The organism is Leptospira tipperaryensis (assembly GCF_001729245.1).
Classification (GTDB): domain Bacteria; phylum Spirochaetota; class Leptospiria; order Leptospirales; family Leptospiraceae; genus Leptospira; species Leptospira tipperaryensis.
Map to the genome: position 1 here is coordinate 1936000 of NZ_CP015217.1, position 22454 is coordinate 1958453.

General features: G+C 44.2%; 23 protein-coding genes. 16 read left to right on the forward strand and 7 right to left on the reverse strand.

Going from position 1 to position 22454, the window contains the following annotated elements; all coding sequences use genetic code 11:
• Window positions 1-9 precede the first annotated feature (9 nt).
• The 8 genes from A0128_RS09205 (at window position 10) to serB (ending at window position 7414) form a co-directional block, all read left to right on the forward strand.
• Window positions 10-990, forward strand: a complete 981-nt coding sequence (locus A0128_RS09205; RefSeq protein WP_069607233.1) for a malate dehydrogenase — start codon at window positions 10-12, stop codon at window positions 988-990.
• A gap of 25 nt (window positions 991-1015) precedes the next feature.
• Entirely contained in the window at window positions 1016-2140 is a 1125-nt protein-coding gene (locus A0128_RS09210) for an aminotransferase class I/II-fold pyridoxal phosphate-dependent enzyme (RefSeq protein ID WP_245667246.1), read from the forward strand.
• A complete protein-coding gene (gene bioD, locus A0128_RS09215; RefSeq protein WP_069607235.1) occupies window positions 2140-2805 on the forward strand; it encodes a dethiobiotin synthase in 666 nt (221 codons plus the stop codon). The genes A0128_RS09210 and bioD overlap by 1 nt, the downstream gene beginning before the upstream one ends.
• Window positions 2802-4103 carry an adenosylmethionine--8-amino-7-oxononanoate transaminase gene (gene bioA / locus A0128_RS09220; RefSeq protein WP_069607236.1) on the forward strand — a complete coding sequence of 434 codons (1302 nt, stop codon included), beginning with the start codon at window positions 2802-2804 and terminating at the stop codon, window positions 4101-4103. Before bioD ends, bioA begins: the two co-directional genes overlap by 4 nt.
• Before the next feature lie 40 nt (window positions 4104-4143).
• Window positions 4144-5208 (forward strand): biotin synthase BioB, encoded by a 1065-nt coding sequence (gene bioB, locus A0128_RS09225; protein ID WP_069607237.1) that lies wholly within the window; start codon window positions 4144-4146, stop codon window positions 5206-5208.
• A 383-nt stretch (window positions 5209-5591) separates the two neighbouring features.
• Window positions 5592-5768, forward strand: coding sequence for a hypothetical protein (locus tag A0128_RS22260; RefSeq protein WP_000875511.1), 177 nt, complete (start codon window positions 5592-5594; stop codon window positions 5766-5768).
• Window positions 5769-5775: 7 nt separating this feature from the next.
• The gene (locus A0128_RS09230) at window positions 5776-6522 is read left to right on the forward strand and encodes a GDSL-type esterase/lipase family protein (protein ID WP_069607238.1); all 747 of its coding nucleotides are present in this window, start codon (window positions 5776-5778) and stop codon (window positions 6520-6522) included.
• Between the two features lie 10 nt (window positions 6523-6532).
• Window positions 6533-7414, forward strand: a complete 882-nt coding sequence (gene serB, locus A0128_RS09235; protein WP_069607239.1) for a phosphoserine phosphatase SerB — start codon at window positions 6533-6535, stop codon at window positions 7412-7414.
• Here serB and mutS read toward each other — a convergent pair.
• Window positions 7397-9943: a DNA mismatch repair protein MutS gene (mutS, locus tag A0128_RS09240; protein WP_069607240.1), complete on the reverse strand. Its 2547-nt coding sequence runs from the start codon at window positions 9941-9943 to the stop codon at window positions 7397-7399. The genes serB and mutS overlap by 18 nt on opposite strands.
• Window positions 9940-10590, reverse strand: coding sequence for a phosphoribosylanthranilate isomerase (locus A0128_RS09245; RefSeq protein WP_069607241.1), 651 nt, complete (start codon window positions 10588-10590; stop codon window positions 9940-9942). Before A0128_RS09245 ends, mutS begins: the two co-directional genes overlap by 4 nt.
• A 92-nt stretch (window positions 10591-10682) precedes the next feature.
• Between A0128_RS09245 and A0128_RS09250 the strand changes: the two genes are divergently transcribed.
• Entirely contained in the window at window positions 10683-11384 is a 702-nt protein-coding gene (locus A0128_RS09250; protein ID WP_069607242.1) for a purine nucleoside phosphorylase YfiH/LACC1 family protein, read from the forward strand.
• Here A0128_RS09250 and A0128_RS09255 read toward each other — a convergent pair.
• From A0128_RS09255 to A0128_RS09270, 4 genes are read right to left on the reverse strand one after another with little or no spacing between them, the layout of a single operon-like run.
• Complete coding sequence (locus A0128_RS09255) at window positions 11381-11788, reverse strand: response regulator (protein ID WP_069607243.1); 408 nt, start codon at window positions 11786-11788, stop codon at window positions 11381-11383. The genes A0128_RS09250 and A0128_RS09255 overlap by 4 nt on opposite strands.
• A 14-nt stretch (window positions 11789-11802) precedes the next feature.
• A complete protein-coding gene (leuB, locus tag A0128_RS09260) occupies window positions 11803-12879 on the reverse strand; it encodes a 3-isopropylmalate dehydrogenase (RefSeq protein ID WP_069607244.1) in 1077 nt (358 codons plus the stop codon).
• 17 nt (window positions 12880-12896) lie between these two features.
• Window positions 12897-14117 (reverse strand): aspartate aminotransferase family protein, encoded by a 1221-nt coding sequence (locus A0128_RS09265; RefSeq protein WP_069607245.1) that lies wholly within the window; start codon window positions 14115-14117, stop codon window positions 12897-12899.
• Window positions 14114-15880: a phospho-sugar mutase gene (locus A0128_RS09270; protein ID WP_069607246.1), complete on the reverse strand. Its 1767-nt coding sequence runs from the start codon at window positions 15878-15880 to the stop codon at window positions 14114-14116. The genes A0128_RS09265 and A0128_RS09270 overlap by 4 nt, the downstream gene beginning before the upstream one ends.
• A gap of 100 nt (window positions 15881-15980) precedes the next feature.
• Here A0128_RS09270 and A0128_RS09275 point away from each other — a divergent pair, with 100 nt between their 5' ends.
• Window positions 15981-16346, forward strand: a complete 366-nt coding sequence (locus A0128_RS09275; RefSeq protein WP_069607247.1) for a hypothetical protein — start codon at window positions 15981-15983, stop codon at window positions 16344-16346.
• Complete coding sequence (locus A0128_RS09280; protein WP_069607248.1) at window positions 16346-17461, forward strand: pyridoxal phosphate-dependent aminotransferase; 1116 nt, start codon at window positions 16346-16348, stop codon at window positions 17459-17461. Before A0128_RS09275 ends, A0128_RS09280 begins: the two co-directional genes overlap by 1 nt.
• An 82-nt stretch (window positions 17462-17543) precedes the next feature.
• On the opposite strand, the gene A0128_RS09285 is transcribed toward A0128_RS09280, so the two are convergent.
• Window positions 17544-18587 carry a hypothetical protein gene (locus A0128_RS09285; protein ID WP_069607249.1) on the reverse strand — a complete coding sequence of 348 codons (1044 nt, stop codon included), beginning with the start codon at window positions 18585-18587 and terminating at the stop codon, window positions 17544-17546.
• Window positions 18588-18732: 145 nt separating this feature from the next.
• Here A0128_RS09285 and rpmB point away from each other — a divergent pair, with 145 nt between their 5' ends.
• From rpmB to uvrC, 5 genes are read left to right on the forward strand one after another with little or no spacing between them, the layout of a single operon-like run.
• Entirely contained in the window at window positions 18733-19017 is a 285-nt protein-coding gene (rpmB, locus tag A0128_RS09290) for a 50S ribosomal protein L28 (RefSeq protein WP_069607250.1), read from the forward strand.
• Window positions 18965-19663: an endonuclease III gene (nth, locus tag A0128_RS09295; RefSeq protein ID WP_069607251.1), complete on the forward strand. Its 699-nt coding sequence runs from the start codon at window positions 18965-18967 to the stop codon at window positions 19661-19663. Before rpmB ends, nth begins: the two co-directional genes overlap by 53 nt.
• A 6-nt stretch (window positions 19664-19669) precedes the next feature.
• The gene (locus A0128_RS09300) at window positions 19670-20092 is read left to right on the forward strand and encodes an acyl-CoA thioesterase (RefSeq protein WP_069607252.1); all 423 of its coding nucleotides are present in this window, start codon (window positions 19670-19672) and stop codon (window positions 20090-20092) included.
• Window positions 20093-20100: 8 nt separating this feature from the next.
• Entirely contained in the window at window positions 20101-20541 is a 441-nt protein-coding gene (locus A0128_RS09305; RefSeq protein WP_069607253.1) for a peptide chain release factor family protein, read from the forward strand.
• 27 nt (window positions 20542-20568) lie between these two features.
• Window positions 20569-22398: an excinuclease ABC subunit UvrC gene (gene uvrC / locus A0128_RS09310; RefSeq protein WP_069607254.1), complete on the forward strand. Its 1830-nt coding sequence runs from the start codon at window positions 20569-20571 to the stop codon at window positions 22396-22398.
• The last annotated feature ends 56 nt before the right edge of the window (window positions 22399-22454 follow it).

The following is a 22454-nucleotide window of genomic DNA, read 5'->3' on the forward strand; positions in this document are numbered from 1 at the left end:
CGGCCAAATATGAGTAAGACAGTGAAAGTCGCTGTTACAGGCGCTGCAGGACAAATCGGATATTCTCTACTTTTTAGAATCGCTTCCGGACAAATGTTCGGAGCTGATACTGCGGTAGAAATTCAAATGCTTGAATTGGAAGCTGCGGTCCCTGCGGCAAAAGGTGTAATCATGGAATTAGAGGACTGTGCGTTTCCTCTTCTCCAAAAGGTGACTGTGTCTTCGGATTTGGACGTCGCGTTTAAAGACATCAACTGGGCCTTGCTCGTTGGTTCGGTTCCTAGAAAAGCCGGAATGGAAAGAGGGGATCTCCTCAAAATTAACGGTGGAATTTTTGTAAATCAAGGAAAGGCGATCGAAAAAAACGCGGCGAACGACGTAAGAGTTCTCGTAGTCGGTAACCCTTGTAATACAAACTGCTTGATCGCTATGAACAACGCGAAAGGTGTTCCGGGGGATCGTTGGTTTGCGATGACTAAGCTAGATGAAAACAGAGCAAAGTCTCAATTAGCCGGAAAAGCGGGAGTTCCCGTAAAAGAAGTTACTCACCTCGGAATCTGGGGAAACCATTCTTCTACTCAATATCCTGATTTTTACAACGCAAAGATTTCCGGAAAACCGGTAACCGATGTAATCTCCGATCACGACTGGTTGAAAGGTGATTTTATTAAGAACGTTCAACAAAGAGGTGCGGAGATCATCAAGGCGAGAGGAGCTTCCTCTGCTGCAAGCGCGGCTAACGGAGTCGTAGACACCGTACGTGGGATCATCAATCCTACCGCACCGGGAGACGCATTCTCCGCTGCGATTGTTTCCGACGGATCCTACGGAGCTGAAAAAGGTCTGATCTTCGGATTTCCTTTGAAGTCGGATGGAAAAAAAGTGGAGATCATCCAAGGTCTTCCTTTAAACGACTTTGCTAAAGAGAAATTCAAGATCACCCACGACGAGCTAGTTTCCGAAAGAAATGAAGTCAAGGAAATGCTCTAAAATTTAGTCGAGAGGCTTTCCGAATCTGAATCCATCCACTTTCATTCAGAAGGCCTCCGCCGTTCTGGAATCCTTAAAAGAGGATTTCTTATATCGCACCCTGGAAGTTCCTTTCGGGGTCGATTTCTCTTCCAACGATTACCTTTCTCTTACAAAACATCCCACGCTTATCGCAAGCCTCAAAGAAGGTTTGGATCTCTATGGAGCCGGTTCCGGCGCGTCTCGATTGGTCAGCGGTCACAGAGAAAGTTTTGATCGGGCCGAAGCCGCTTGCTCTGAATGGACTGGAACTGAAAGTTCCTTATTTGTCGCAAACGGATTTGCCGCAAACCTCGGACTTCTTTCTTGTATCGCCAACGCAAAGACCGAAATCTTTACGGATAGACTCAATCACGCTTCGATCTTAGACGGAGTTCGACTTTCCGGAGCGGAGAAAACATATTATAAACATCTAAACTTGGATCACTTGGAAGAATTGCTACGCAAATCCAGGAAGAAGGAAAAAATCATCGTATCCGAGACCGTCTTTAGTATGGACGGGGATTTGGCTCCGATTGAAGATCTCGTTTTTTTAAAGAATAAATACGAAGCGACTCTGGTATTGGATGATGCACATTCCATCGGGGTTTTTGGAGATTTCGGTGCCGGAAGAGTTTCTCAGGTTCTCGGAAAGCAAAGAATCCAAGAGGTTGATTTTATTACCTACACGAGCGGAAAGGCTCTTGGATTGGAAGGAGCTTGGATCGGAACTTCTAAAATCGGAAGAGAATTTCTCATCAACAAGATGCGGACCTTTATCTTCTCCACGGCTCCGATGCCTGCGATCGCACACGCGGTTCCAACGTCGATCGCTCTACTCAAAACGATGGATCGGGAAAGAGAGAATGTCTTTCAAAAATCGATTCGACTTCGCGAGTTGATCCAAACCAAAAATTATCCAAAAACCGATTCCGAGTCCCAGATCATTCCGATTCTTTTTCCTTCCGAAAAATCGGTGTTAGACGCGGCGGCACTTTGTAGAGAAAACGGACTCTACGTAAAGGCGATTCGTCCTCCCACAGTTCCGGTTCCTCGGCTGAGAATTTGTATTCATGCCGATATGACGGATTCTATATTAGAAAAATTGATTTCACTTTTACCGGCCTTCTGATGTCAGTTTTTATTTCGGCGACTGGGACGGATGTGGGAAAGAGCTTCTTGAGTTCTATGATCCTTGCAAAATACGGAGTTTCTCTGGGGCTCAAGTATTTCAAACCGATTCAAACCGGAGACGATAGCGATCGGGCCGCGGTTATGAATCTTGCCGGTTTACACGAAAGCAGGTTTTTAAAAAATTATTATTCGTTTCAGTTTGCGGGTTCTCCCCATTATGCATCCGAACTCGAAGGGGTCGAGATCGATACTGACGAATTGGCGAGACATCTTTTTAGCATTCGAGACGAGAATATCATCGTGGAAGGAGCCGGCGGGCTTTTGGTTCCTCTCACTCGAAAAACTCTTACGATCGAATTGATCCGCCAATCCGAAATTCCTTTGATTTTGGCTGCCCCCGTTTCTTTGGGATCGATCAATCATACGCTTTTATCCGTAGAAGCGATTCAAAATCGAAAGATCAATTTTAAAGGAATCTATTTTATAGGGACTCCGGATAAAACGACCGAGGACAATATCGAAACGATTTTAGAATGGACCGGCGCCAGATTGTTAGGATGTTTCTTTTTCAATTCTAAGGAAAAGATGAGTCGGGAGCAGTTTCAAAGGGAATGTAAGCTTCGATTCGATCCCGACTTTATTTTAATGGATGCAATTCAATGATTTGGTATCCGTATACGCTTCAATATGAACCGGAACTCCCGCTTCAAATCGTACGAGCGGAAAAAGAATTTCTCTACGACGAAACAGGAAATTCTTATATAGATGCGATCTCTTCGTGGTGGGTCAGCGTTCACGGACACAATCATCCTAAGATAGTCCAGGCGATGAAGGATCAACTGGACCGTCTCGATCACGTTCTCCTCGCAGGTTTTACTCACGAACCCGCGGAAGCCCTTGCGAGCGAGCTTCTAAAAATTACCGAAGGATTGTTTCACAGAGTCGTCTATTCCGATAACGGATCGACCGCTGTCGAGATCATGATCAAACTCGCGTATCAGTATTTTCAAAATTGTGGGGAACCCGATCGAAATATATTCATAAAATGGAATACTTCCTATCACGGAGATACGATCGGAACGATGAGCGTGGGTGGGGATTCTATCTTCAACCGAGTTTTCGCGGGTTTACTCTTTCCTACTCAAGAATTTACAAGTCCGAACTGTAGCTTTTGTCCTTTGGGAAAAAAACCGGATTCTTGCAAAACGGAATGTGTGGATGCTATCGAAGAATTCTTTCAAAAAAATCCGAAACGTGTCGCGGGAATCGTAATCGAACCTTTGATCCTTGGAACGGGCGGGATGATCTTTTACAAGGAAGAAGTTCTTCAACGTCTCGAAAGGTTTTCCAAAGAATACGGAGCGCTTCTTTTGGTGGACGAAGTCTTTACCGGCTTTGGGAGAACCGGTTCTTTCTTCGCTTATCAAAGGGCAAAGATCAAACCCGATCTGATCGCTATGGCAAAGGGACTCAGCGGCGGCGCCGCTCCCATTGCGGTAACTTTAACTTCGGAAAGGATTCATTCCGCTTTTGTAAGACCGGAATCGGAGAAGGCGTTTTATCACGGACATACGATGACTGGAAATCCGGTGGCCTGTGCGGCGGCCCTTGCTTCTGCAAAACTTATGTTCGAAGAAAATCGACTGGAGCAAGTGGCTCAGCTGGAAGAAAAACTGAAAGACGGATTGAAAAAAATTCAGAATGAATTCCCGACTTTGATTCGCGACCTTCGAGTAATGGGGGCCGTCGGAGTTTTAGAATTGGAAGTAGGTCAACAAAGCGGTTATACTTATCCAGGGAACAGAATTCTCAAAAAAAAGTTTTTAGAAAAGGGAGTGGTTCTTCGACCGCTCGGAAACGTAATCTATATCACACCTCCCTATGTGATTTCGGATTCTTCTTTGGATAAAATTTTTAAGGCAATCCGTGAGACCTTAGTTGAAATTTATTCTGGGAAATAGACTTTTCAAGAAAACTCCCACTCTTGATCCTGTCTGAAGAATGTCTGCAACACTCAATACTGCTGAAAAAATATTCTCCGAAGTTCCGAGCACGATCACAAAGGAAGAGGCTCTGGAAATTCTCGATGGAAGTCTTCCTCTGACAACTTGTTTGGATAAGGCGTTTCAAGAAAGAAACCGTTACTATGGAAACAAAGTCCGAATTCATATCTTAGATAATATCAAGAATGGCCACTGTCCGGAAGATTGCGGATACTGCGCACAAAGAAAGAACGCAAATTCCGGAGTGCAAGAATATCCGATGAAATCCGAAACCGAAATCTACGAGGATGCGGTGAAGGCGAAAGAGAACGGGGCCTACCGTTTTTGTATGGTAACTTCGGGAACGGGGCCGAATCGACCGACTACCGAAAAGCTCGCGGCTACAATTCGCAAAATCACGGATGAACTTGGGATGAAGGTTTGTCTTTCCGCCGGGTTGTTAGACGGAGACAAGGCTCAACTTTTAAAAGCGGCCGGTCTGGATCGTTACAATCACAATCTCAATACTTCACAAAATCATTATCCTGAAATTTGCGATACACATACGTATGCGCAGAGAGCGGAAACTCTCGACTCGGTTTCCAAAGCCGGGATTGGGATGTGTAGCGGCGTGATCGTAGGAATGGGAGAAACCCTTCGTGATCTGGTCGACGTTGCCTTTGAACTCAAATCGTTTCGAGTGATTTCGATTCCGGTGAACTTTTTTATTCCAGTAAAAGGACACGCGATTAAAAATCCGAGCGTTCTTACTCCCGAACTTTGTGTAAGAATTCTTTGTCTTTTCCGTTTGGTAAATCCGGATTCTGAAATACGGATTGCAGCGGGAAGAGAAGGGCATCTCAGAAGTTTGTCCGCGACGGCTCTTTTTGCTGCCAATTCTTTGTTCTCGTCAGGATATCTGAACGTCAAAGGATCCGATATGGTGGAGACGATTGGTATGATTCGAGACGCGGGCTTTGTCCCTGAACTCGCGGACGGCGGCGTATTGCCCGAAGATTCCGAAATGGAAGCTCTCTATTCGGAAAAAAATTTCCCGGAATTGTATAAATTTAAGAAATCTTAAGAGTCTCAAAAGCCCAAAAAAAGGTATTTTAGGCATTTTTTAAGCTTTCCCGGCAACTTTTTTTTATTAAATTGAGTCTGAAGACAGTATGGATTGTTAAGTACCTGTTCGGTTTTTGACGATCTTTCCGTGTAACAGAGAAATACCGGAGATGGTTTGGATCTGTGACAAAGCGAAATGGAAATTTCTTTTTATCGAACAAGAAGACGTTATGCGCCTTGTTGTTCAAAAAAACTGAAGAAAAAAAATTGAAAAACAATTTGGAAATGTCGGAACTCGGGGTTATTCTTTTTTAAAATTTTAGAAAGAGTAAGTTCATTTTTTTTAGAATCGGTTTGAAAGCCTGAATCCATCTAAAAATCTGACATTACTGGAGTTAATGGATGAAATATAAAATAGAAATCAATAAGCTGAAGAACGGTTACATCGAAGCCAAGCTCATTGATACTGCTTCCAACAATCCGATCGAGTTTAGAATTTGTGATTCTGAGGATTACCTCCAAGCTCAAATTGCAGATTGGCATAAACGTTTCCACATGAAAGAGCCTCAGGAACAGTGATAGATCTTTGGTAAGGTATTTCTTTGCTTTCTCCTTGCTCTTTCTTTTCACTTCCTGCTCAGTCCTGATTAAAAAAACATACACAGACTACTCCAGCTCCGACTTCGAATGTTGGTCTGGAGCCGGTTACCGCTCTTCGGAAAAATTCGAACAATACTACTCACTCTGGAAAACGATGCGCGGAATCTATCGCGAAGAGAACCAGAGAATCAAAACCGCGAACGTAGTCTTTGTAGGAAATTCTTTGATTCAATTGTTTCCGATCGACTTGATGGCCAGGGAATTTCCCGGCGCGGTGAATCGAGGAATTGGCGGCGACATCACCGAACTTCTTTTGCAAAGAATCGAAGAGGACGTTCTTTCCCTAAATCCGAAAGCCATAGTTTTGGAAATCGGCGGGAACGATCTCATTCAGGGGAAATGCCTAAACGTCATCGAAACAAACTTTGGAAAGATCTTAGAAAGAATCTACCAAGCGAATCCGAACTTAAAAGTGGTCATTCTTGGAATTCCACCGGTTCGGACCCAGAGTATCAACAATGTTTCTCCTGCGCTCAATCTGACTTGGATCTCCATCGCGCAAGGATATAAGAATGTCGTATTCTTGGACAATTGGCAGTGGCTCCGGGAAAAAGACCGGCCGGCTCTGAGACAAGAATTCTGGCTCGAAAAAGACAAGATCCATCTGAATGAAAACGCGTATAAAATCTGGGTTCAAAAGCTGAAACCGATCCTGACTCCCTATCTACAGTAGTTAAACCGTCTTGCTCTTAATTCTCACTCAAAACCCGGAAGAAATTCGTAAAGAACTCCTCTTAGGAATGGGGAACTTCGTTTCTATAAAATCGGAAGACACCTTCTTACTTTCCAGTGCGCCCATCCGAACGAGCGGACTTTGGAGTTGTATCGAATGGAAAGTTTCAAAGAAGCTGGAACAAAAAGAACTCATTGAACTTCGGGAAAAATTTGCGAAGAAGAATTCCGATCTTTTACAAGTAGAACGCCTTCTGGATCCTAAAAAGAAAAGTTTGTTCACCTTCGATATGGATTCCACTCTGATTCAACAGGAAGTGATCGATGAACTCGCAAGGCTCGCGGGAGTTTACGATCAAGTCGCGTCCGTTACCAAGGAAGCGATGGAAGGGAATTTGGACTTTCACGATGCCCTCAAAAAAAGATGTCTTCATCTCAAAGGACTTCCCACTACGATCTTTGAAGAGTTGTATCCGAAGTTGACTTTGAATATCGGAGTTGAGAAATTACTCTTTGGTCTAAGGGAAATAGAAACTAGAACGGCGGTCTTTTCCGGCGGCTTTACCGATATCCTGGAAATGTTTCAAAAGGAATATAGAATCGGAGAAGTTCGCGCTAACGTATTAGAAAGAGAGAATGGACTTCTGACAGGCTTTGTCACCGGTGAAATCGTGGACAAGGTGAAGAAGTTTGAATTCTTAAAAGAAATTCGGAATCGGGAAAAAATTGATTCTTCGCAAGTGGTTGCGGTGGGCGACGGTGCCAACGACGCTCTGATGTTAAACGAAGCCGGGATTGGAATCGGTTTTCACGCAAAAGAGGGTTTAAAAAAGTTGATCACCAATTGGGTGGACTTTGCGCCTATGGACGTTTTGTTATTTTTGTTTTCTTAATTTTTTCTGAAAGTCTTCGAGTGCCTTTAAGGCTTCGATCGGTGTCATCTCTTCCAATCTCAGTTTCAAAATCGATTCTTCCGTCTCGGAACGAGTTTCTTTCTTTTCCGCTTCCACAAACAGCATAGGTTGCGCCTCTTGAATCCGAATCTCCTTCTTTTTGGATTCGAGTTCGATGAGAAGTTCAGCCGCTCGTTTTACGATCGGTTCCGGAACTCCGGCGATCTTTGCCACGTAAATCCCGAAAGACTTTTTGGCTTTTCCCGCACGAACCTTTCGTAAGAATAGAACCTTGTCGTCCTTTTCCAGAGTTTCCAGATAAAGATTGAAGATCCCGCTCAGACGAGAAAGTTCGGTGAGTTCGTGGTAGTGAGTTGCAAAGATCGTCTTTGGTTTGATCGCAAGAGAAGACAGATATTCTAAGATAGCCCAAGCGATGCTCATCCCGTCATAAGTCGAAGTTCCTCGACCAACTTCGTCAAAAAGAATCAGAGAATCTTCGGTGCAGTGATTTAAGATATTGGCGGTTTCTTTCATCTCGACATAAAATGTGGATTCTCCAGCGGTGAGATTATCACCTGCGCCGATGCGTGTAAAAAGTTTGTCCACGATCGAAAGTCGCGCGGATTTCGCCGGAACAAACGCTCCCATCTGAAAGAGAATTTGATTGAGTGCGATCTGCCTCATAAAAGTCGATTTACCCGCCATGTTCGGTCCCGTGAGAACCGCGATGGCCTTGTCCTGCGTATCCAAATAGAGAGAATTGGGAGTAAATTCCTGACCGGGAGGAAGAGTCGCTTCCACGACCGGATGTTTGGAATCTATGAGTTCCAGAGAACGATCCTCGGAAAGTTGAGGACGAATCCAACCGAACTTGTCTTTCGCTGTCAGAGTGGAGATCTGAAAATCCAAATCACCGATTTCTTCGGAAAGTTCTAAGAGAAAGGAAGAATATTTGAGAACTTCTTCCACCATCAGATTGAATTCGGCTCTTTCGATCTCTTGGATGATCTCGTCTGCTTCGAGTATCGTCCTTTCGATTTCTTCGAGTTTTGGAGTCGTAAAACGTTCGCTTCCGACTAACGTTTGTTTTTTGAGATAGTCCTTCGGAGCCTGTTCCGCTTGAACCCTTGAAATCTCTATAAAATATCCTACGATTTTATTATAACGAATCTTTAATGTATTTAAGCCGGTGCGTTTTTTTTCCTCCGTTTCCAATTCTAAGATCCAATCCTTTCCTTTTACGCCGGCTTCTCTTGCCTTGTCGAGTTTTGCGGAGAATCCGGAACGAAGAAAAGGGCCGTTTCCTAAAATGACGGGTAGGTCGTCGTTTGGATTCAGTTTGGAGGCGATAAATTCGGAAAGAGATTTTAGTTTTTCCGTCGGAATCAAAAAAGGATAGGAAAGGGTTTCCAATTCCTCTTTCAATTTGATTCCGGTTGCGATGGAATTTGCGATGGTGCGAAAGTCCCTCGGATACGCGTGATTGCCTCGAAAGCGTGTGAGAATTCGTTCGAGATCTCCGATATCCTTTAGCGCCGAAATAAAAGGGGCGAGAACTGTTTTTAAGAGGATGTCTTGTTTTTCCCAGCGAGAATAGAGAATCAGAGGATCACATTCCGGAAACAAAATTCTCTGTTTGAGAAGTCTTTTTCCCTTTGCAGTATTGCAAAAATTGAATATAGAATAGAGAGTGTGATTTCTTTCCTTTTCATTCTCCACGAGTTCCAGGTTGAGAATCGTTTCCCGATCCATTTCTAAAAATTTTCCGGAACTTAAAATTCGAGGTTCTCGAAGTATGAGTTTGTTGTCTCGATAGGTTTCTCGGATGTATTCGTTTAAATACAAAGAAAGGATGTGGAACGGATCCTTATCGCTGATTTCTGCCTGATCCGGCAACAGAGTAAATTCACGATTTTTAAAATACTCGAGGTCTTTGAAAAAGGAAACTTCGGATTTCGGAACGCAGATTTCAGAAGGACGAAACTTTTCGAGTTCTGCGATCAGTCGTTCCAAACCGGTGATCGAAGCGGAAGAATAAAATAATTCTCCTGTGGAAAAGTCCGCCATCGCAAAATAAATCAGACTTTTTTTGAGATGGAGAACAGCGAGGTAGTTGTTCTGATATCCGGAAAGAAGATTCTCTTCGATGACCGTTCCCGGTGTGATGATCCGAACCACGTCGCGGGTCATGAGCTTGGAACCCGGATCGTCCGATTTGGATTGTTCGCAGATCGCGATTTTTTTTCCCGCGCTAAGGAGTCTTGAAATATAATTGTCTTTGGAATGATAGGGAATCCCGCACATAGGGACTGCGTTTTGCCTTTTGGTAAGAGCGATATCTAAGATGGAAGATGCAACCTTTGCGTCTTCTAAGAACATTTCATAAAAGTCACCCATCCGAAAAAAGAGAATCGTATCCGGAAAGTCTTTCTTGATCGCGAGAAACTGTTTCATCATCGGAGTGTTGAGCGCGTCTGCGAGATCGCTCCAGTATTCAGCGGAGGTTCCTGTGGTTTCTAAACTCATAAGACTGATTTTGCGTTCCTGATAAAATCGATTATTTTTTGCGGATCTTTTTGACCGGGAGAGGATTCGACTCCGCTCGCAACGTCGACTCCAAAGGGTTTTACTTTTGCAATCGCCGAAGCTACGTTCTCCGGATTCAAGCCGCCCGCGAGCAAAAACTTTCTCGTGACTTTCGAGACGAAGTCCCAGTTAAAACTTTCCCCCGTGCCGCCGCCCGCGCCCTTGGAATAGCTGTCCAAGATCAGAAATTCTCCCGGGACGGAATTCAAATCCTCGTCTAAGATCTGTTTGTCGACGCGATACGAACAGATCTGGTTTTCTCCGAGAAGTTCGATTCGATAGATGGACGCAAGTTCCGGATCGTCCCAGACCCATTGAACATAATCATGAGAAAGGGCGCTACGAATCGTTCGAATCTCTTCGGGAGAATTTTTATAAAAGAGCAAAACAACCTGGGGAGAATCCGTTTGAGACTTATAGAATTGAATGATCTTCCGTGCGGTTGTGATATCGATCTTTCTCGGACTGGAAGGGGCAAAATTGAGTCCTACGAAATCGGCGCCTTCTTCTTTGCAAATTTTTGCGATTTCAAGATCTCGGATTCCGCAGATCTTGACCTTTGGTTTTTGAGCGAAATTCGGTTTCATGAATCTGGTTTTTCCAGTCTCGGAGAAGGGTTTCTTTAGATCACGTACTTTAACACTCGTCAGTTTCTAAGGCGGATTTACTTTCGGTTTCGATGGCCTTGTCTCATTCCTTCCCGATCGCAAACGGAAAGAAAATTCGGATTTTGATCCTCGGGAAAAAAGAACTTCCGAATCTTTCTCTGGAACCGAATTCTCAGAGAAACGAAATTTCAAAACAAACCGGACGAAAAGAATCTTCTATTTTCCTTTTGAATCAGGTGCACGGAGATACGATTCTCGAAGCTTCCGAAATTCCAGAATTTGCCTTTCCTGCAGCGGACGCTTTGATCGGAGAAGAATCTCAAAAAATTCTCTGTATTAAGACGGCGGATTGTATGCCGATCTTTTTTTGGTCTTCCAGCAGCGAGAAGTTCGCGGCGGTCCATTCGGGTTGGAAAGGAACGTTAGCCGGAATTGCAGAGGAAACGATCTTAAAATGTTTTTCTAAAAAGGAAATCGTTGACGGATCTTTGTTTGGTTTTCTCGGACCGTGTGCCACCGGAATCCGCTACGAAGTGGGGGAAGACGTCGCGTCCTTGTTTCGTTCCGAATATTCCGATTGTTTGAAGTTTTCGCTCGAAGGAAAAAGTCTTTTGGATTTGGAATCCTTTCTTAGATTTCGATTGGAAAAAAATCGGATTCGAGTGAATCTTGATCCTTCCGGAATTTGTACGATGGAGAAAAATTCAGATTTCTTCAGTCATCGTCAGAAAGACGTAGGAAGAAATCTGAATCTGATTTGGAAGGAAGATTAGACCTTAGGAATTTTTTTGATCGCCGCGTTGATCTTTTCCAAAACCTTTTCTCGTTTTACCGGTTTTGGAATGTAGTCCATCGCGCCTTCGTCTATGAGATACTTGAGAACCGCAGGTGTGTTTTCTTCGGAAACGAGAACGATTCTTGGAAGAACTCCTTTTTCTTTGATCTCAAAAAAAGTAGCAAATCCGTCCATAACTGGAAGATTGAGATCCAATGTAATCAAATCGACTAATCTATGTTCGTCGAAAAGTTTTACGAGTTCCTTTCCGTTTTCTGCGAATCCGATTACCTGATATCCTTCCGATTCTAAAATCTGAGCCAACTGCTTGGCCTGAAATCTCGAATTTTCGGCAATCAATACCTGATAAGGTCTTCCGTTGGGAGCTACACCTGCTTTCATACTTTAACCTCTTTTTAGAGAAAGGATTCGATTACCTGACCGATTTCTTTTGTTCCAACGACCGTAGATCCGGACTCTGCGATGTCTCTCGTTCTTTTTCCGGTCGCGATGGTTTTGCGCACCGCCGCTTCGATCTTGCCCGCTTCTTCTTCCATGGAGAAAGAATAACGTAACATCAAAGCCGCACTCAAGACCTGCGCGATCGGATTGGCGACACCTTTACCGGCGATATCGGGAGCCGATCCTCCGGAAGGTTCATACAACCCGAATCCGGATTCCGATAGGGAAGCCGATGGTAACATTCCGATCGAACCCGTGATGATGGATGCCTCGTCCGAGAGAATATCTCCGAACATGTTCTCACACAACACCACGTCGAATTGTTTCGGGTTTACGATCAACTGCATCGCCGCGTTGTCCACGTAGAGATGATTCAATTGGACGTCCGAAAATTCTTTCTTATGCAGATCGATGACAACTTCTTTCCAAAAAACGGAAGTAGTCAAGACGTTTGCCTTGTCGATGCTTGTCACTTTATTATTTCTTTTGCGTGCCGCTTGGAATGCTACTCTGGTAATCCTTTCGATCTCTCTTCTGGAATATTTCATCGTATCGTAGGCGAATTCTTCCTGACCGGATCCTTCTCTACCTTTTGGTTGTCCGAAATAGATTCCTCCGGTCAATTCTCTTAGGATGAGAATGTCCAGTCCGTCACCGATGATATCGGCGCGAACGGGCGAAGCATTCTTCAATTCGGGATAGATGATCGCGGGTCTGAGATTTGCAAAAAGATCAAAGTGTTTACGAAGGGGAAGAAGGGCTCCTCGTTCCGGTTGTTTTTCCGGCGGAAGGGTTTCCCATTTGGGGCCGCCCACACTTCCAAAAAGAATCGCTTGCGATTCTTCACAGAGTTTGAGAGTTTCCGGCGGAAGCGGATGCCCGGTCTTGTCGATCGCGATTCCACCCACATATCCCTCTTTAAAGTTAAACTCGGAGGCCTTGGCGCCGAGAGCTTTTTTCAAAACGGAGAGAGCTACCTCCATTACTTCCGGACCGATTCCGTCTCCGGAAAGTACAGCTACGTTCTTCATTCTTTTTTGGATCCTTGTTAATTTTGTTTGATTATGGATTCGAAAATATCCAGACCTTGATTTAAAAAGTCCGTGGAAATCGTGAGAGGAGGCATGATCCGGATCACGTTCTCCGCAGTCGCGTTGACGACGAGTCCCGCTTCCAACATCGCTTCCGCAACTGGTCTGGAAGGAATCGACAATTCGACTCCGATATGAAGTCCCTTTCCTCTTACGTCTTGAATCACCGGATACTTTCCTTTCATTTCAATCAGTCTGGAAAATGCGACGTCGGAACAGACGTTTACGTTGTTTAAAATTTCTCTTGTTTGGATGATTCGAATCGTTTCGTAGGCGATCGCAGCGGCGAGGTGATTTCCTCCGAAGGTCGAACCGTGGGAACCCAGTGTAAAAAGATCCTGGTATCTTTCTCCTACAATCAACGCGCCGATCGGAAAACCAGAGCCCAGTCCTTTTGCAAGGGTCATCGCATCCGGACTAAAACCCAAAGTTTCAAACGCAAATAACGTGCCCGTTCTTCCCATTCCCGTTTGTATTTCGTCAAAGATGAGTAACGCGTCGTTTTCCGCGGTCAATTCTCTGGAAAGAGTGAGAAAGTTTTTTGTCAAAGGGATGATTCCGCTTTCACCGAGAATCGGTTCCACGAGAAGAGCTACGATTCTTCCTTGATATCTTTCGAAGGCGGATACGAGCATCTCGTCGTTGTTCGGTTCTATGAATTCGATTCCTTTGAGAAGTTCTCCGTAACCTTTTCTGATCTTATCCTGACCGGTTAAACTCATCCCGGAAACGGATCTTCCGTGAAAACTTTTTTCCAAAGAAAGAATGATCGGGTCTTCTATGTTTTTGGAATACGCGTATTTCCGAGCGAGTTTGAACGCGCCTTCGATCGCTTCGGTTCCGGAGTTTGTCAGAAAGACTTTTCCCGGAAAGGAATTGAGAATCAGAAGTTCTGCGAGTTTAGCCGCTTCCTCTGAATAGAAGAGATTGGATGTGTGAAAGAGTTTATCGGCTTGGTTGCGAACCACCTCGATGATATCCGGATCCGCGTGTCCTAAATTTGTAACCGCAACTCCCGAGTGAAAATCGATGTATTGTTTGTTGTCGTAGTCGAAAAGGAGTTCGTTGACCCCGTAACGAAACGCGACGTCGTATCTAGCATAGGTATTGATTAGATAGAGTTCGGCCAATTCCTTGGTGTGTTGAAAAAGTTCCTTTTGGATTTCTGTATCGTTCATAGTAGCCCTGCCAATTTTAAAAATATTTCTTCGGAGGCCTTGATCTCGGAAAGAAGACCCGCCGTTAACGTTTGAATCTCTTCCTTGGATTTTGGAGCCACGAGACTCTGAAAGGAAGAATAAATCTTAATCTTAGGTTCCGTGCCGGAAGGTCGAATGGTGAGTTTCGCGTTGCCTTCGAGAATCACTTGGATTACGTCCGAAGAGGGACAACCGGAAAACGCGGTTTTGGATGCGCTTCCTTTTGCAGTTTGTGTTTTGTAATCCAGAATACCAACGATTTTTCTTTGGTGAATCTGTTTTCCCAAAAGATCGCTCGTTCTCAGAGATTCTAATGATTTCCGGATCTTTTCCTTTCCCGCGTTTCCTTCCAGAGTCAAGGATTTGAGGCTTTCCTGGAAGAGTCCGTAACGAAGGTAGATCTCGTCCATATAAGACAGAAGATCTTTTTTTTCGGTAAGAATTTCGAGAAGAAGAAGCGCCGAAGAAAGAGAATCCTTGTCTCTCACAAAAGAAACCGGAAGATAACCGAAGGATTCTTCTCCGCCGAAAAGAAAGAAGTCAGTTTTGCTTTTATCGAGTTTTGCCATCACCTGCGCGATGAATTTAAAACCGGTGAGAACGTTTTTGTATTTCACCTTGTTTTTTTTCGCGATGATCTCTTGTAAGTCGGTGGTCACGATGGTTTTTACAAGAACCGCTTTCTTTTTCTTCTTCTTAGATGCCGCATAACGTTCACAGAGATAAGCCGCCATGATCGAGCCGATCTGATTTCCGTTGAGGAGGGTATAATTTCCTTTTCCGTTTTGAACTCCGATTCCAAGACGATCCGCGTCCGGATCGGTTGCGATAAAAGCGTGAGCGTCTTTGGAAATCGCAAATTTTCGAGAGAGTTCCATCGCTTCCGGTTCTTCGGGGTTGGGAAACTTTACGGTAGGAAATTCTCCGTCCGGATCTTTTTGTTCGGGGACAAGGAATACGTTTTTATAACCAAAACCGTTTAGAAGTTCCTTCATCGATTTTCCGCCGGTTCCGTGTAACGGAGAATAGACGACCTTCAAAGAAGAACGATCTTTGGGTTTTAAAATGGAGGAAAGAATTCCGGCCTTTGCGAGTTCCTTTTTGTAAGAAGCAAAACAATCCTTGCCCGCGGGTGTAACAAACTTTTTGTAGGTCGCGTCTTTGGGAGAAAGAATCGAAATCTCCTTCCAATCGCTGATCGATTCGATCGCGGAAATGATCTTCTTGTCGTCGGGAGGAACGAGTTGTCCGCCGTCCGCGAGATAGGCCTTGAATCCGTTGTAATCCGGAGGATTGTGAGACGCGGTGATGACAACTCCGCCGCTCGCCTTGTAATAACGAATCGCATAGGAAAGAAGCGGTGTCGGAGTCACTTCTTTAAAGAGAACTACCTTCACGCCCAAAGAAGCCGCGATTCCCGCGGTGACTTCGGCAAATTCCTGAGATCTTCTTCTGGAATCGTAGGCGATGACGATGGAAGCCTTTTTGTTTTTTTTGGCGAGATAAGAAACGAAGCCGAGCGCCGAGCGTCCTACCGTGTATTCGTTCATCCTTCCGATTCCGTTTCCGAGACGACCGCGCATTCCACCGGTGCCGAATTCAAGAGGAACGGAAAAAGCTTCTACTTCAAGTCCGGATTCTCCCTTTCTAAATTTTTCAAGAGCTGACGAAGCTTCTTTTCGAGCGACGGCGGAGAATGGATCTTTAGTCCAGGAAAGGATCAAGGATTCAGGATGATTCATAGTTTTAAAAAGATTCCGAGTGACTTTTTTTTAGAGGATTAAATTCATAAAAATCGGGTTTCCCTGAGGTTCAACCCTAATTTTAGCCGATTGTAAAAGTATGGAATCTTACGAATTCAACCAAGATGAAAACAGAGAATTCTTAAGTTTGAGCAAGGCGCTCAAGCTCGCATCTCTCTCTTTTTTTAGTCTTTCCGGAGTCTCTTTCTTTTCGGCATTTGTTTCAAACGATACGGGCAAGCTCATGTTGTATCTGATCCCCGGAATTTTATTTCTTCTGATCGGAATCTGGAGTTACAGCGCCGGGATTTCTTTCAAAAGGATTACAGAAACCAAAGGTGAGGATTTGGATTATCTAAGAATCGGTCTTCGCAGTTTGAAAGTTCATTTTTGGATTCAGATTTCTTTTGGATTCTTTGCAATTCTATTTCTCTTGGGAGGGGCCATTCTTACCCTTGTCTCTTGATGGAACCGAGAGAATTCTGGATCGAAGAAAGGCTCGAAAAGTTTCGAAAGACGGCGGGATGTAATTTAGGCGAAAGTGGGATTCGAAATCTCAGTTTTGGAGAATTGCTTCGGCGTTTGGGAATCGGTTTTGAAGTACTCGAATCGATCTCCTTGGAAGACGCGCCGAATCGAGGCGATCTCGAACTTCGAGAAGAAGTCGCTAAACTCTATCCTGGAATCGAAGCCGATCAAGTTTTGATCACGACCGGAACCGGAGAAGCGCTCTACATTCTCTTTCATCTTCTTTGTAAAAAAGATTCTTCGGTTTCGTATTTTGAACCTGCCTTCCAAGCGTTGTATGAAATCCCAAGAATGATCGGAGCAGAACTCAAGGCCGTTTCTCTTTTAAATTCATTACGAAAAAATCCAAATTCATTTTTATCCTCCGATTCTATCTTAGAATTGTTTTCGAAAAATGCGGATCTTATCATCTTCAATCATCCTCAAAATCCGAGCGGTCTTTCTTTGGATCCAAACGGGATCAAAACGATTCAAGAGGCCGCTTTGAACTTTCCCGGTTGGATCCTCTTTGACGAACACTATCGATTCTTAGATTTCAAAAACTCCTTGAGCTGGAGCGGGGCGGGCTTAAACAAACGAACGGTTTCCACGGGATCCATCACAAAATGTTTCGGAGTGATGGGACTTCGTATCGGCTGGATGATCGGACCTCAGGAACTCATAGAAAAGGCCCGTTCGTTTAAGGATTATCTCACACATACTGTCTCTCCGATTTCTGAATTTCTGACGATTCAGATTCTAAAAAATAGAATGCGTCTTTCTGAACCGATCAAAGAATTCTTGATTGAGAATATTCAATACTTTGAAAGTAATTGGAAGAATCTTCCGGGGCTGGACGGTTTTATTCCCCCGAGTGGCGGCGTGGTTTCCTTTTTACCTTTGAAAGAAGGACTTTTGTCTTCACAATACGCGGACGCTTTGATCGATCAGTGCGACGTCTTTGTGCTTCCGGGCAGGGACTTTGAAACGGAGGGATGGATTCGTATCGGCTTCGGGGAAAATCCGGAACGCTTTCGAGCGGGAATCGATCGTTGGAAAAAGTTACGGTTGTAAGAGCTCCTGCAAAGAGATAACAGACTTTTTATACAATTTGCTTTTCCTCGGAAATATATAATATACTTATAATATTCTAAAATTACAAATGACGAAGAACTCGGTTTGCGAGCTGCATCGGGTGATACGCAAAAATGGCTCTTTGGAAGAATCTCCCGTGAAGGTGTTGACCTTGAAGAGAATATTGTTTTCCGCCCGCTTGTATAAAATCCGAGGCCAAGGGTTCCAATTCTTCCAACTGAATCCGAAAACGAATTTCTTTCTGAAAAAGTTTAAAAACTTGCTCTTTGGAAGAACTCTTCCACTGAAACGGATCGGGAAGAAGGTTTCGCTCCTTTAGCCAAAGAGGGAGATTCTTTCGTTCTAGTTTGGTAGGAATGAGGGTTCCTAAATAATAAGATTCCGGATTTTCGAGATCCACATTTTTATCCGGGGTTTCTCTCAAATAACCTTGTGCGTAGAGATCGCAGAAGGCAAGTTCGGGAGAATACGATTCTTCATAGAATTCTTGCTTGGAAAAGGAAGCGGCCCTGGCTGCGACAAAACGGATTTTGATCTTCTTTCTGGTTCCGAAAGGAATCCAAGACACCGGAAGTTTTTCCTTCCATTCTTCCCAGGGAAAAAATTCCTCCCAGAGGATCAAGGAATGCAGATACAATCGATACGGATTCGGGGAAGCTGCGCTCAGCAGGTCCGGGCTGGTTGCGTCTAACGTAGAATCGGATTCTTTCTCTGAAATATTTTTTTTCCAAGGCTTTCGATGGAGAAAATGAAGTCCGTTTCGCAAAAGTTTCCACGAAAGAAACTTGGCTCGATTGGAAGCGCTCGCTTTTAATTTTTCGGTAATTTCAATCTTTTGTTTTCCGCCGGCGAAAGAGGAACTTTTGATTTCCACTTCGGTTTCGAATTGAGATGGAATTCCATTCTCCCGCAAGAGCTGAGTTTGATACAAAAGATTTCCCAATTCTTTTTGATCAACGATCTGTTCTCTTTTGAATTCTTGGTTCAGAATGGGCTGAAGCCGGTGTTCGGCGAGGACGCTCTTGCTCTGAAAGAACGGAAGTATGTTTACGTTCCAGATTCGATCGATCCAGAGTTGAAATTTTATGAGAGCGAGGCGGAACATGAGTGAAAGGGTTCTTTGTTAGTCTTTTTGGAAGCTTTGAGATTCTCCAGTCAAAAAGAAAAAAGTCATTCAAAATCCGCCTTAAACGCCAGAAAATCGGCGGAAAGGTTGACAGAGAAAGGCGCCAATCGATTATGTCCTTACTATGGCCAGAAGATGTGAAGTAACCGGGAAGGGCACTGCCTCCGGAAACAATGTTTCCCATTCCCACATTAAGACAAGAAGAACCTGGAAGGTGAATCTTATCAAAAAAAGAATCTTTTTGGAAGATGAAAACCGTTGGGTTACAGTTCGTCTTTCTACCAGAGCTCTTCGTACTCTGAGAAAAAAAGGAATTAAGGCCGCCATCAAAGATAACGGCGGATCCTTGGGCGTTCTTGCTCCGAAAAAATACGCAGGAATCCAGAAGTCAGCTCCAAAAACAGCCTGACTCCTCGTTTCTAAAATGGTTTTCCCGAGTCTTTTCTCTTTTGAGAAAAGAATTCGGGGAAGTCGAAACCCCCCTTCACTATAAAAATGACTATGAGCTCGCGATCGCTGTTATTCTCAGCGCTCAGTGCACGGACGAACGCGTCAATCAAGTCACACCCGCTCTTTTTAAATTCTTTCCAACCTTAGAATCCTTTGCAAACGCGGACATTCTTGAAATCGAAAAGCTGATCTTCTCCACGGGCTTTTATCACAATAAGGCCAAGTCGATTCAGGGTTTTGCCCGTAAATTGTTAAACGACTTCCAGGGAAAGATTCCGAACACGATCGCAGAGCTGATTACGCTTCCGGGCTTTGGAAGAAAAACCGCGAACGTGGTTTTATCGGAAGTGCACGGACTCGTAGAAGGGATCGTAGTCGATACCCACGTCAATCGAATCGCAAAGATTCTCGGACTTACGACAAAGAGCGACCCCGTTCAAGTGGAAAAGGATCTCATGAATCTTCTTCCCAAAAAATATTGGAGAGATATTTCCTTATATTTGATCTTCTTAGGAAGAAAGAGTTGTAAGGCCCATCGCAGATTTTGCGAAGAATGTATTTTAAAAAAAGAATGTCCCTCGTCCTCGTTTGTCAATGGAGCTTAGAAGAATATGGAAGTATTTATCGATCGAAAATTGGAAGGAATGGAACTCGCGACTCAACATATCGTGATGTCCCGGGATCTCAACCAACACGGATTTCTTTTCGGAGGTCAGATGCTCGCCTGGATCGACGAAGGCTGCGCGATGTTTGTCATGGAAAAAATTCGTTATTCGAATATCGTCACCGTAAGTATGGCCGACGTCGTTTTTAAAAGTCCCGGACTTTTGGGAGATATCATTCAGATCTTTTCCAAGATCGATAAGGTAGGAAACAGTTCGATCACGATCCGAAACACTTCGATCGGTAAGAGCCAGAGTCGGAAAGATTTGAAAGAGATCATCGACTGCAAGATCACCTACGTCTGCTTAGATGAAAACGGAAGACCGTTTCCTTATTTCCGAGATCATTTTGAACTTCAGGATTTGAAGTAATTGTTTTTATGGCTCCTCGATTTCCCGTCTCCGTAGAAAAAGAACACAAACTCTCCGAACTTATGGAATCTCTTCAGATCAAAGAATCCGATCTGGAAGAAAGTTTTACGAGAAGCGGGGGCAAGGGCGGACAAAACGTCAACAAGGTTTCTACCGCGGTTCATCTCAAACACAAGTCGAGCGGAATCGAAATCAAGTGTTCTCTCTACAGAACCCAAGGGCTCAACCGATATAAGGCACGAGCCATTCTTTGCGAGAAAATTTTAGAACAAAGACAAAAGGCGAGTTCTACGATTTCCGACGTCCAAAAAAAGGCGATACGAAACAAACAAAAAGACGCAAAGAGAAAGAAGGAAAAGTATTCCAGAAAAGGACAAAATTCTTCTTCCATTCTTCCGGCAGAGGTTCCAAACTTTGAAGAAGAAGTTCCCGAAGAGACCAAAGACTAAATTCTAAAAGTCTAATGAATACGCGACATGGCTGAAATTCTAAACCACACCCTGATTTTGGAAAAGATCAAAAACTTAGGAGCTTCTCCGGGTTGTTATCTTTGGAAATCTAGAAAGGGCGAGGTTTTGTATGTTGGAAAGGCTAAAAATTTAGACAAAAGAGTCCGCAGTTATCTCAAAGAATTCCATCCCGACGTCAAAACCCGAGTCCTTCAGAGAGAAATTTTCGATCTGGATTGGATTGCGACCAGAACCGAAAAAGAAGCGCTGATTCTCGAAGCGACTCTGATCAAAAAACACAACCCTCGTTTTAACGTTCGTCTCAAAGACGATAAAAAATATCCTTATATCTGCGTTTCGCTTTCCGAACCGTTTCCGATGGTCTATGTGACCCGAAAACTTAGGGACAACGGAGATCGGTATTTTGGTCCATATTCGGACGTTCGCTCCACAAGAGAAACGTTAGACATCATTCTTAGAATTTTTCCGATCCGTAAAACGAGACAGGTCCTTCCGCTTCCCAAACCGAGAAGACCTTGTTTGAACTTTGATATGGGCCGTTGTCTCGGGCCTTGTCAGGGAACGATTCCCGTGGAGGAATACAAGATCGTAGTCGATCAGGTGATTCAATTCTTAGAGGGAAAAAAAGATTCTCTCGTCGGAGATCTGAGTACGAAGATGAATTCTTCCTCGGAGCGTCTCGAGTTTGAAAAAGCGGCTCGTTATCGGGACATGTTGCAGAGGATTCAAAACTTCCGGGAAAAACAAACCGTCGTAAGCACCGACGGCGGAGACGAGGACGTGATCGGATTTGCAAGGAAAGAAGACGAGGGTCAGGTGATTCTTCTCGAAGTGCGGGGCGGAAGACTCGAAACCAAAAAATCATTTCCGATCAAAGGAGTTTTGGACGCGGAGGATTCCGAGATCATAGGCGCTTTTTTTCGAGATTACTATTTGAACGCCGCCTTGGTTCCACCTGTGATTTTTATTCCTACGGATATCCAGGAAGAAGTGTCGACCGTTATCGATGTCCTTCAAGAGAAGACCGGTTTTAGACCCAAGCTCAAATCTCCTCGCACGGGGGACAAACGTTCCCTTTTGAAAATCGCGGAGAAAAACGCGGAGCTGAGTCTCACGGAAAGATTACTCGCGACTCATTACAAGGATCAGACCGCGTCCTTAAAAGAAATCCAAGAGATGTTTTCTCTCGAACGACCTCCTCATATCATAGAATGTTATGATATCAGTCACTTTCAAGGTTCGCAACCCGTAGCGAGCGGCGTCATGTTTGTGGAAGGAAAACCTTTCAAACAAGGATATAGAAAGTATAATATGCGCGGCTACGAAGGAATCAACGATCCCGGTATGATCCACGAGGTGATTTCGAGACGTTTGCAAAGAATCGCGAACGAAGAAGGAGTTTTTCCGGATTTGATCGTGATCGACGGAGGACCGACTCAGTTGACCAAGGCCTGCGAAGCCGCCGTCGAAGCGGGGGTGGAAGGAATTCCGATGGTCGGTCTTGCAAAAAAAAGAGAAGAGATTTTCTTTCCCGGAGACAACGAACCCTTTATCTTTGATATGAATTCTCCTGGAATGAAATTGCTCCGACACCTTCGGGACGAAGCGCATCGATTCGGAGTGACACATCATCGAACTCGTAGAAACAAAGAGACGATGCGCGCGCTGATCCAGGATGTTCCGGATATCGGACTGAAAAGAAGCAAACTTCTCCTACAACACTTTTCGGGCGAAAAGAAAATCGAAGAAGCTACCAAAGAAGAATTGCTCGGAGTTCCCGGTATCGGAGAAAATCTCGCCGAAAAAATTTTGAAACAATTGCAAAAAAAAGAATAAAAAAACTCTAAAATTCCCTCCGAACCGAACGCAATCGGAACCGTTTTCAGACGGAG

What these genes read in the sequence shown, in the direction of transcription:
- A0128_RS09270 (WP_069607246.1), bottom strand. Translation starts at nt 15,880, where the DNA reads ATGAATCATCCTGAATCCTTGATCCTTTCCTGGACTAAAGATCCATTC.
- A0128_RS09245 (WP_069607241.1), bottom strand. Translation starts at nt 10,590, where the DNA reads ATGAAACCGAATTTCGCTCAAAAACCAAAGGTCAAGATCTGCGGAATC.
- A0128_RS09255 (WP_069607243.1), bottom strand. Translation starts at nt 11,788, where the DNA reads ATGAAAGCAGGTGTAGCTCCCAACGGAAGACCTTATCAGGTATTGATT.
- rpmB (WP_069607250.1), top strand. Translation starts at nt 18,733, where the DNA reads ATGGCCAGAAGATGTGAAGTAACCGGGAAGGGCACTGCCTCCGGAAAC.
- uvrC (WP_069607254.1), top strand. Translation starts at nt 20,569, where the DNA reads ATGGCTGAAATTCTAAACCACACCCTGATTTTGGAAAAGATCAAAAAC.
- A0128_RS09275 (WP_069607247.1), top strand. Translation starts at nt 15,981, where the DNA reads ATGGAATCTTACGAATTCAACCAAGATGAAAACAGAGAATTCTTAAGT.
- A0128_RS09300 (WP_069607252.1), top strand. Translation starts at nt 19,670, where the DNA reads ATGGAAGTATTTATCGATCGAAAATTGGAAGGAATGGAACTCGCGACT.
- A0128_RS22260 (WP_000875511.1), top strand. Translation starts at nt 5,592, where the DNA reads ATGAAATATAAAATAGAAATCAATAAGCTGAAGAACGGTTACATCGAA.
- A0128_RS09285 (WP_069607249.1), bottom strand. Translation starts at nt 18,587, where the DNA reads ATGTTCCGCCTCGCTCTCATAAAATTTCAACTCTGGATCGATCGAATC.
- mutS (WP_069607240.1), bottom strand. Translation starts at nt 9,943, where the DNA reads ATGAGTTTAGAAACCACAGGAACCTCCGCTGAATACTGGAGCGATCTC.
- A0128_RS09250 (WP_069607242.1), top strand. Translation starts at nt 10,683, where the DNA reads ATGGCCTTGTCTCATTCCTTCCCGATCGCAAACGGAAAGAAAATTCGG.
- bioB (WP_069607237.1), top strand. Translation starts at nt 4,144, where the DNA reads ATGTCTGCAACACTCAATACTGCTGAAAAAATATTCTCCGAAGTTCCG.
- A0128_RS09205 (WP_069607233.1), top strand. Translation starts at nt 10, where the DNA reads ATGAGTAAGACAGTGAAAGTCGCTGTTACAGGCGCTGCAGGACAAATC.
- A0128_RS09265 (WP_069607245.1), bottom strand. Translation starts at nt 14,117, where the DNA reads ATGAACGATACAGAAATCCAAAAGGAACTTTTTCAACACACCAAGGAA.
- A0128_RS09280 (WP_069607248.1), top strand. Translation starts at nt 16,346, where the DNA reads ATGGAACCGAGAGAATTCTGGATCGAAGAAAGGCTCGAAAAGTTTCGA.
- A0128_RS09305 (WP_069607253.1), top strand. Translation starts at nt 20,101, where the DNA reads ATGGCTCCTCGATTTCCCGTCTCCGTAGAAAAAGAACACAAACTCTCC.
- bioA (WP_069607236.1), top strand. Translation starts at nt 2,802, where the DNA reads ATGATTTGGTATCCGTATACGCTTCAATATGAACCGGAACTCCCGCTT.
- leuB (WP_069607244.1), bottom strand. Translation starts at nt 12,879, where the DNA reads ATGAAGAACGTAGCTGTACTTTCCGGAGACGGAATCGGTCCGGAAGTA.
- bioD (WP_069607235.1), top strand. Translation starts at nt 2,140, where the DNA reads ATGTCAGTTTTTATTTCGGCGACTGGGACGGATGTGGGAAAGAGCTTC.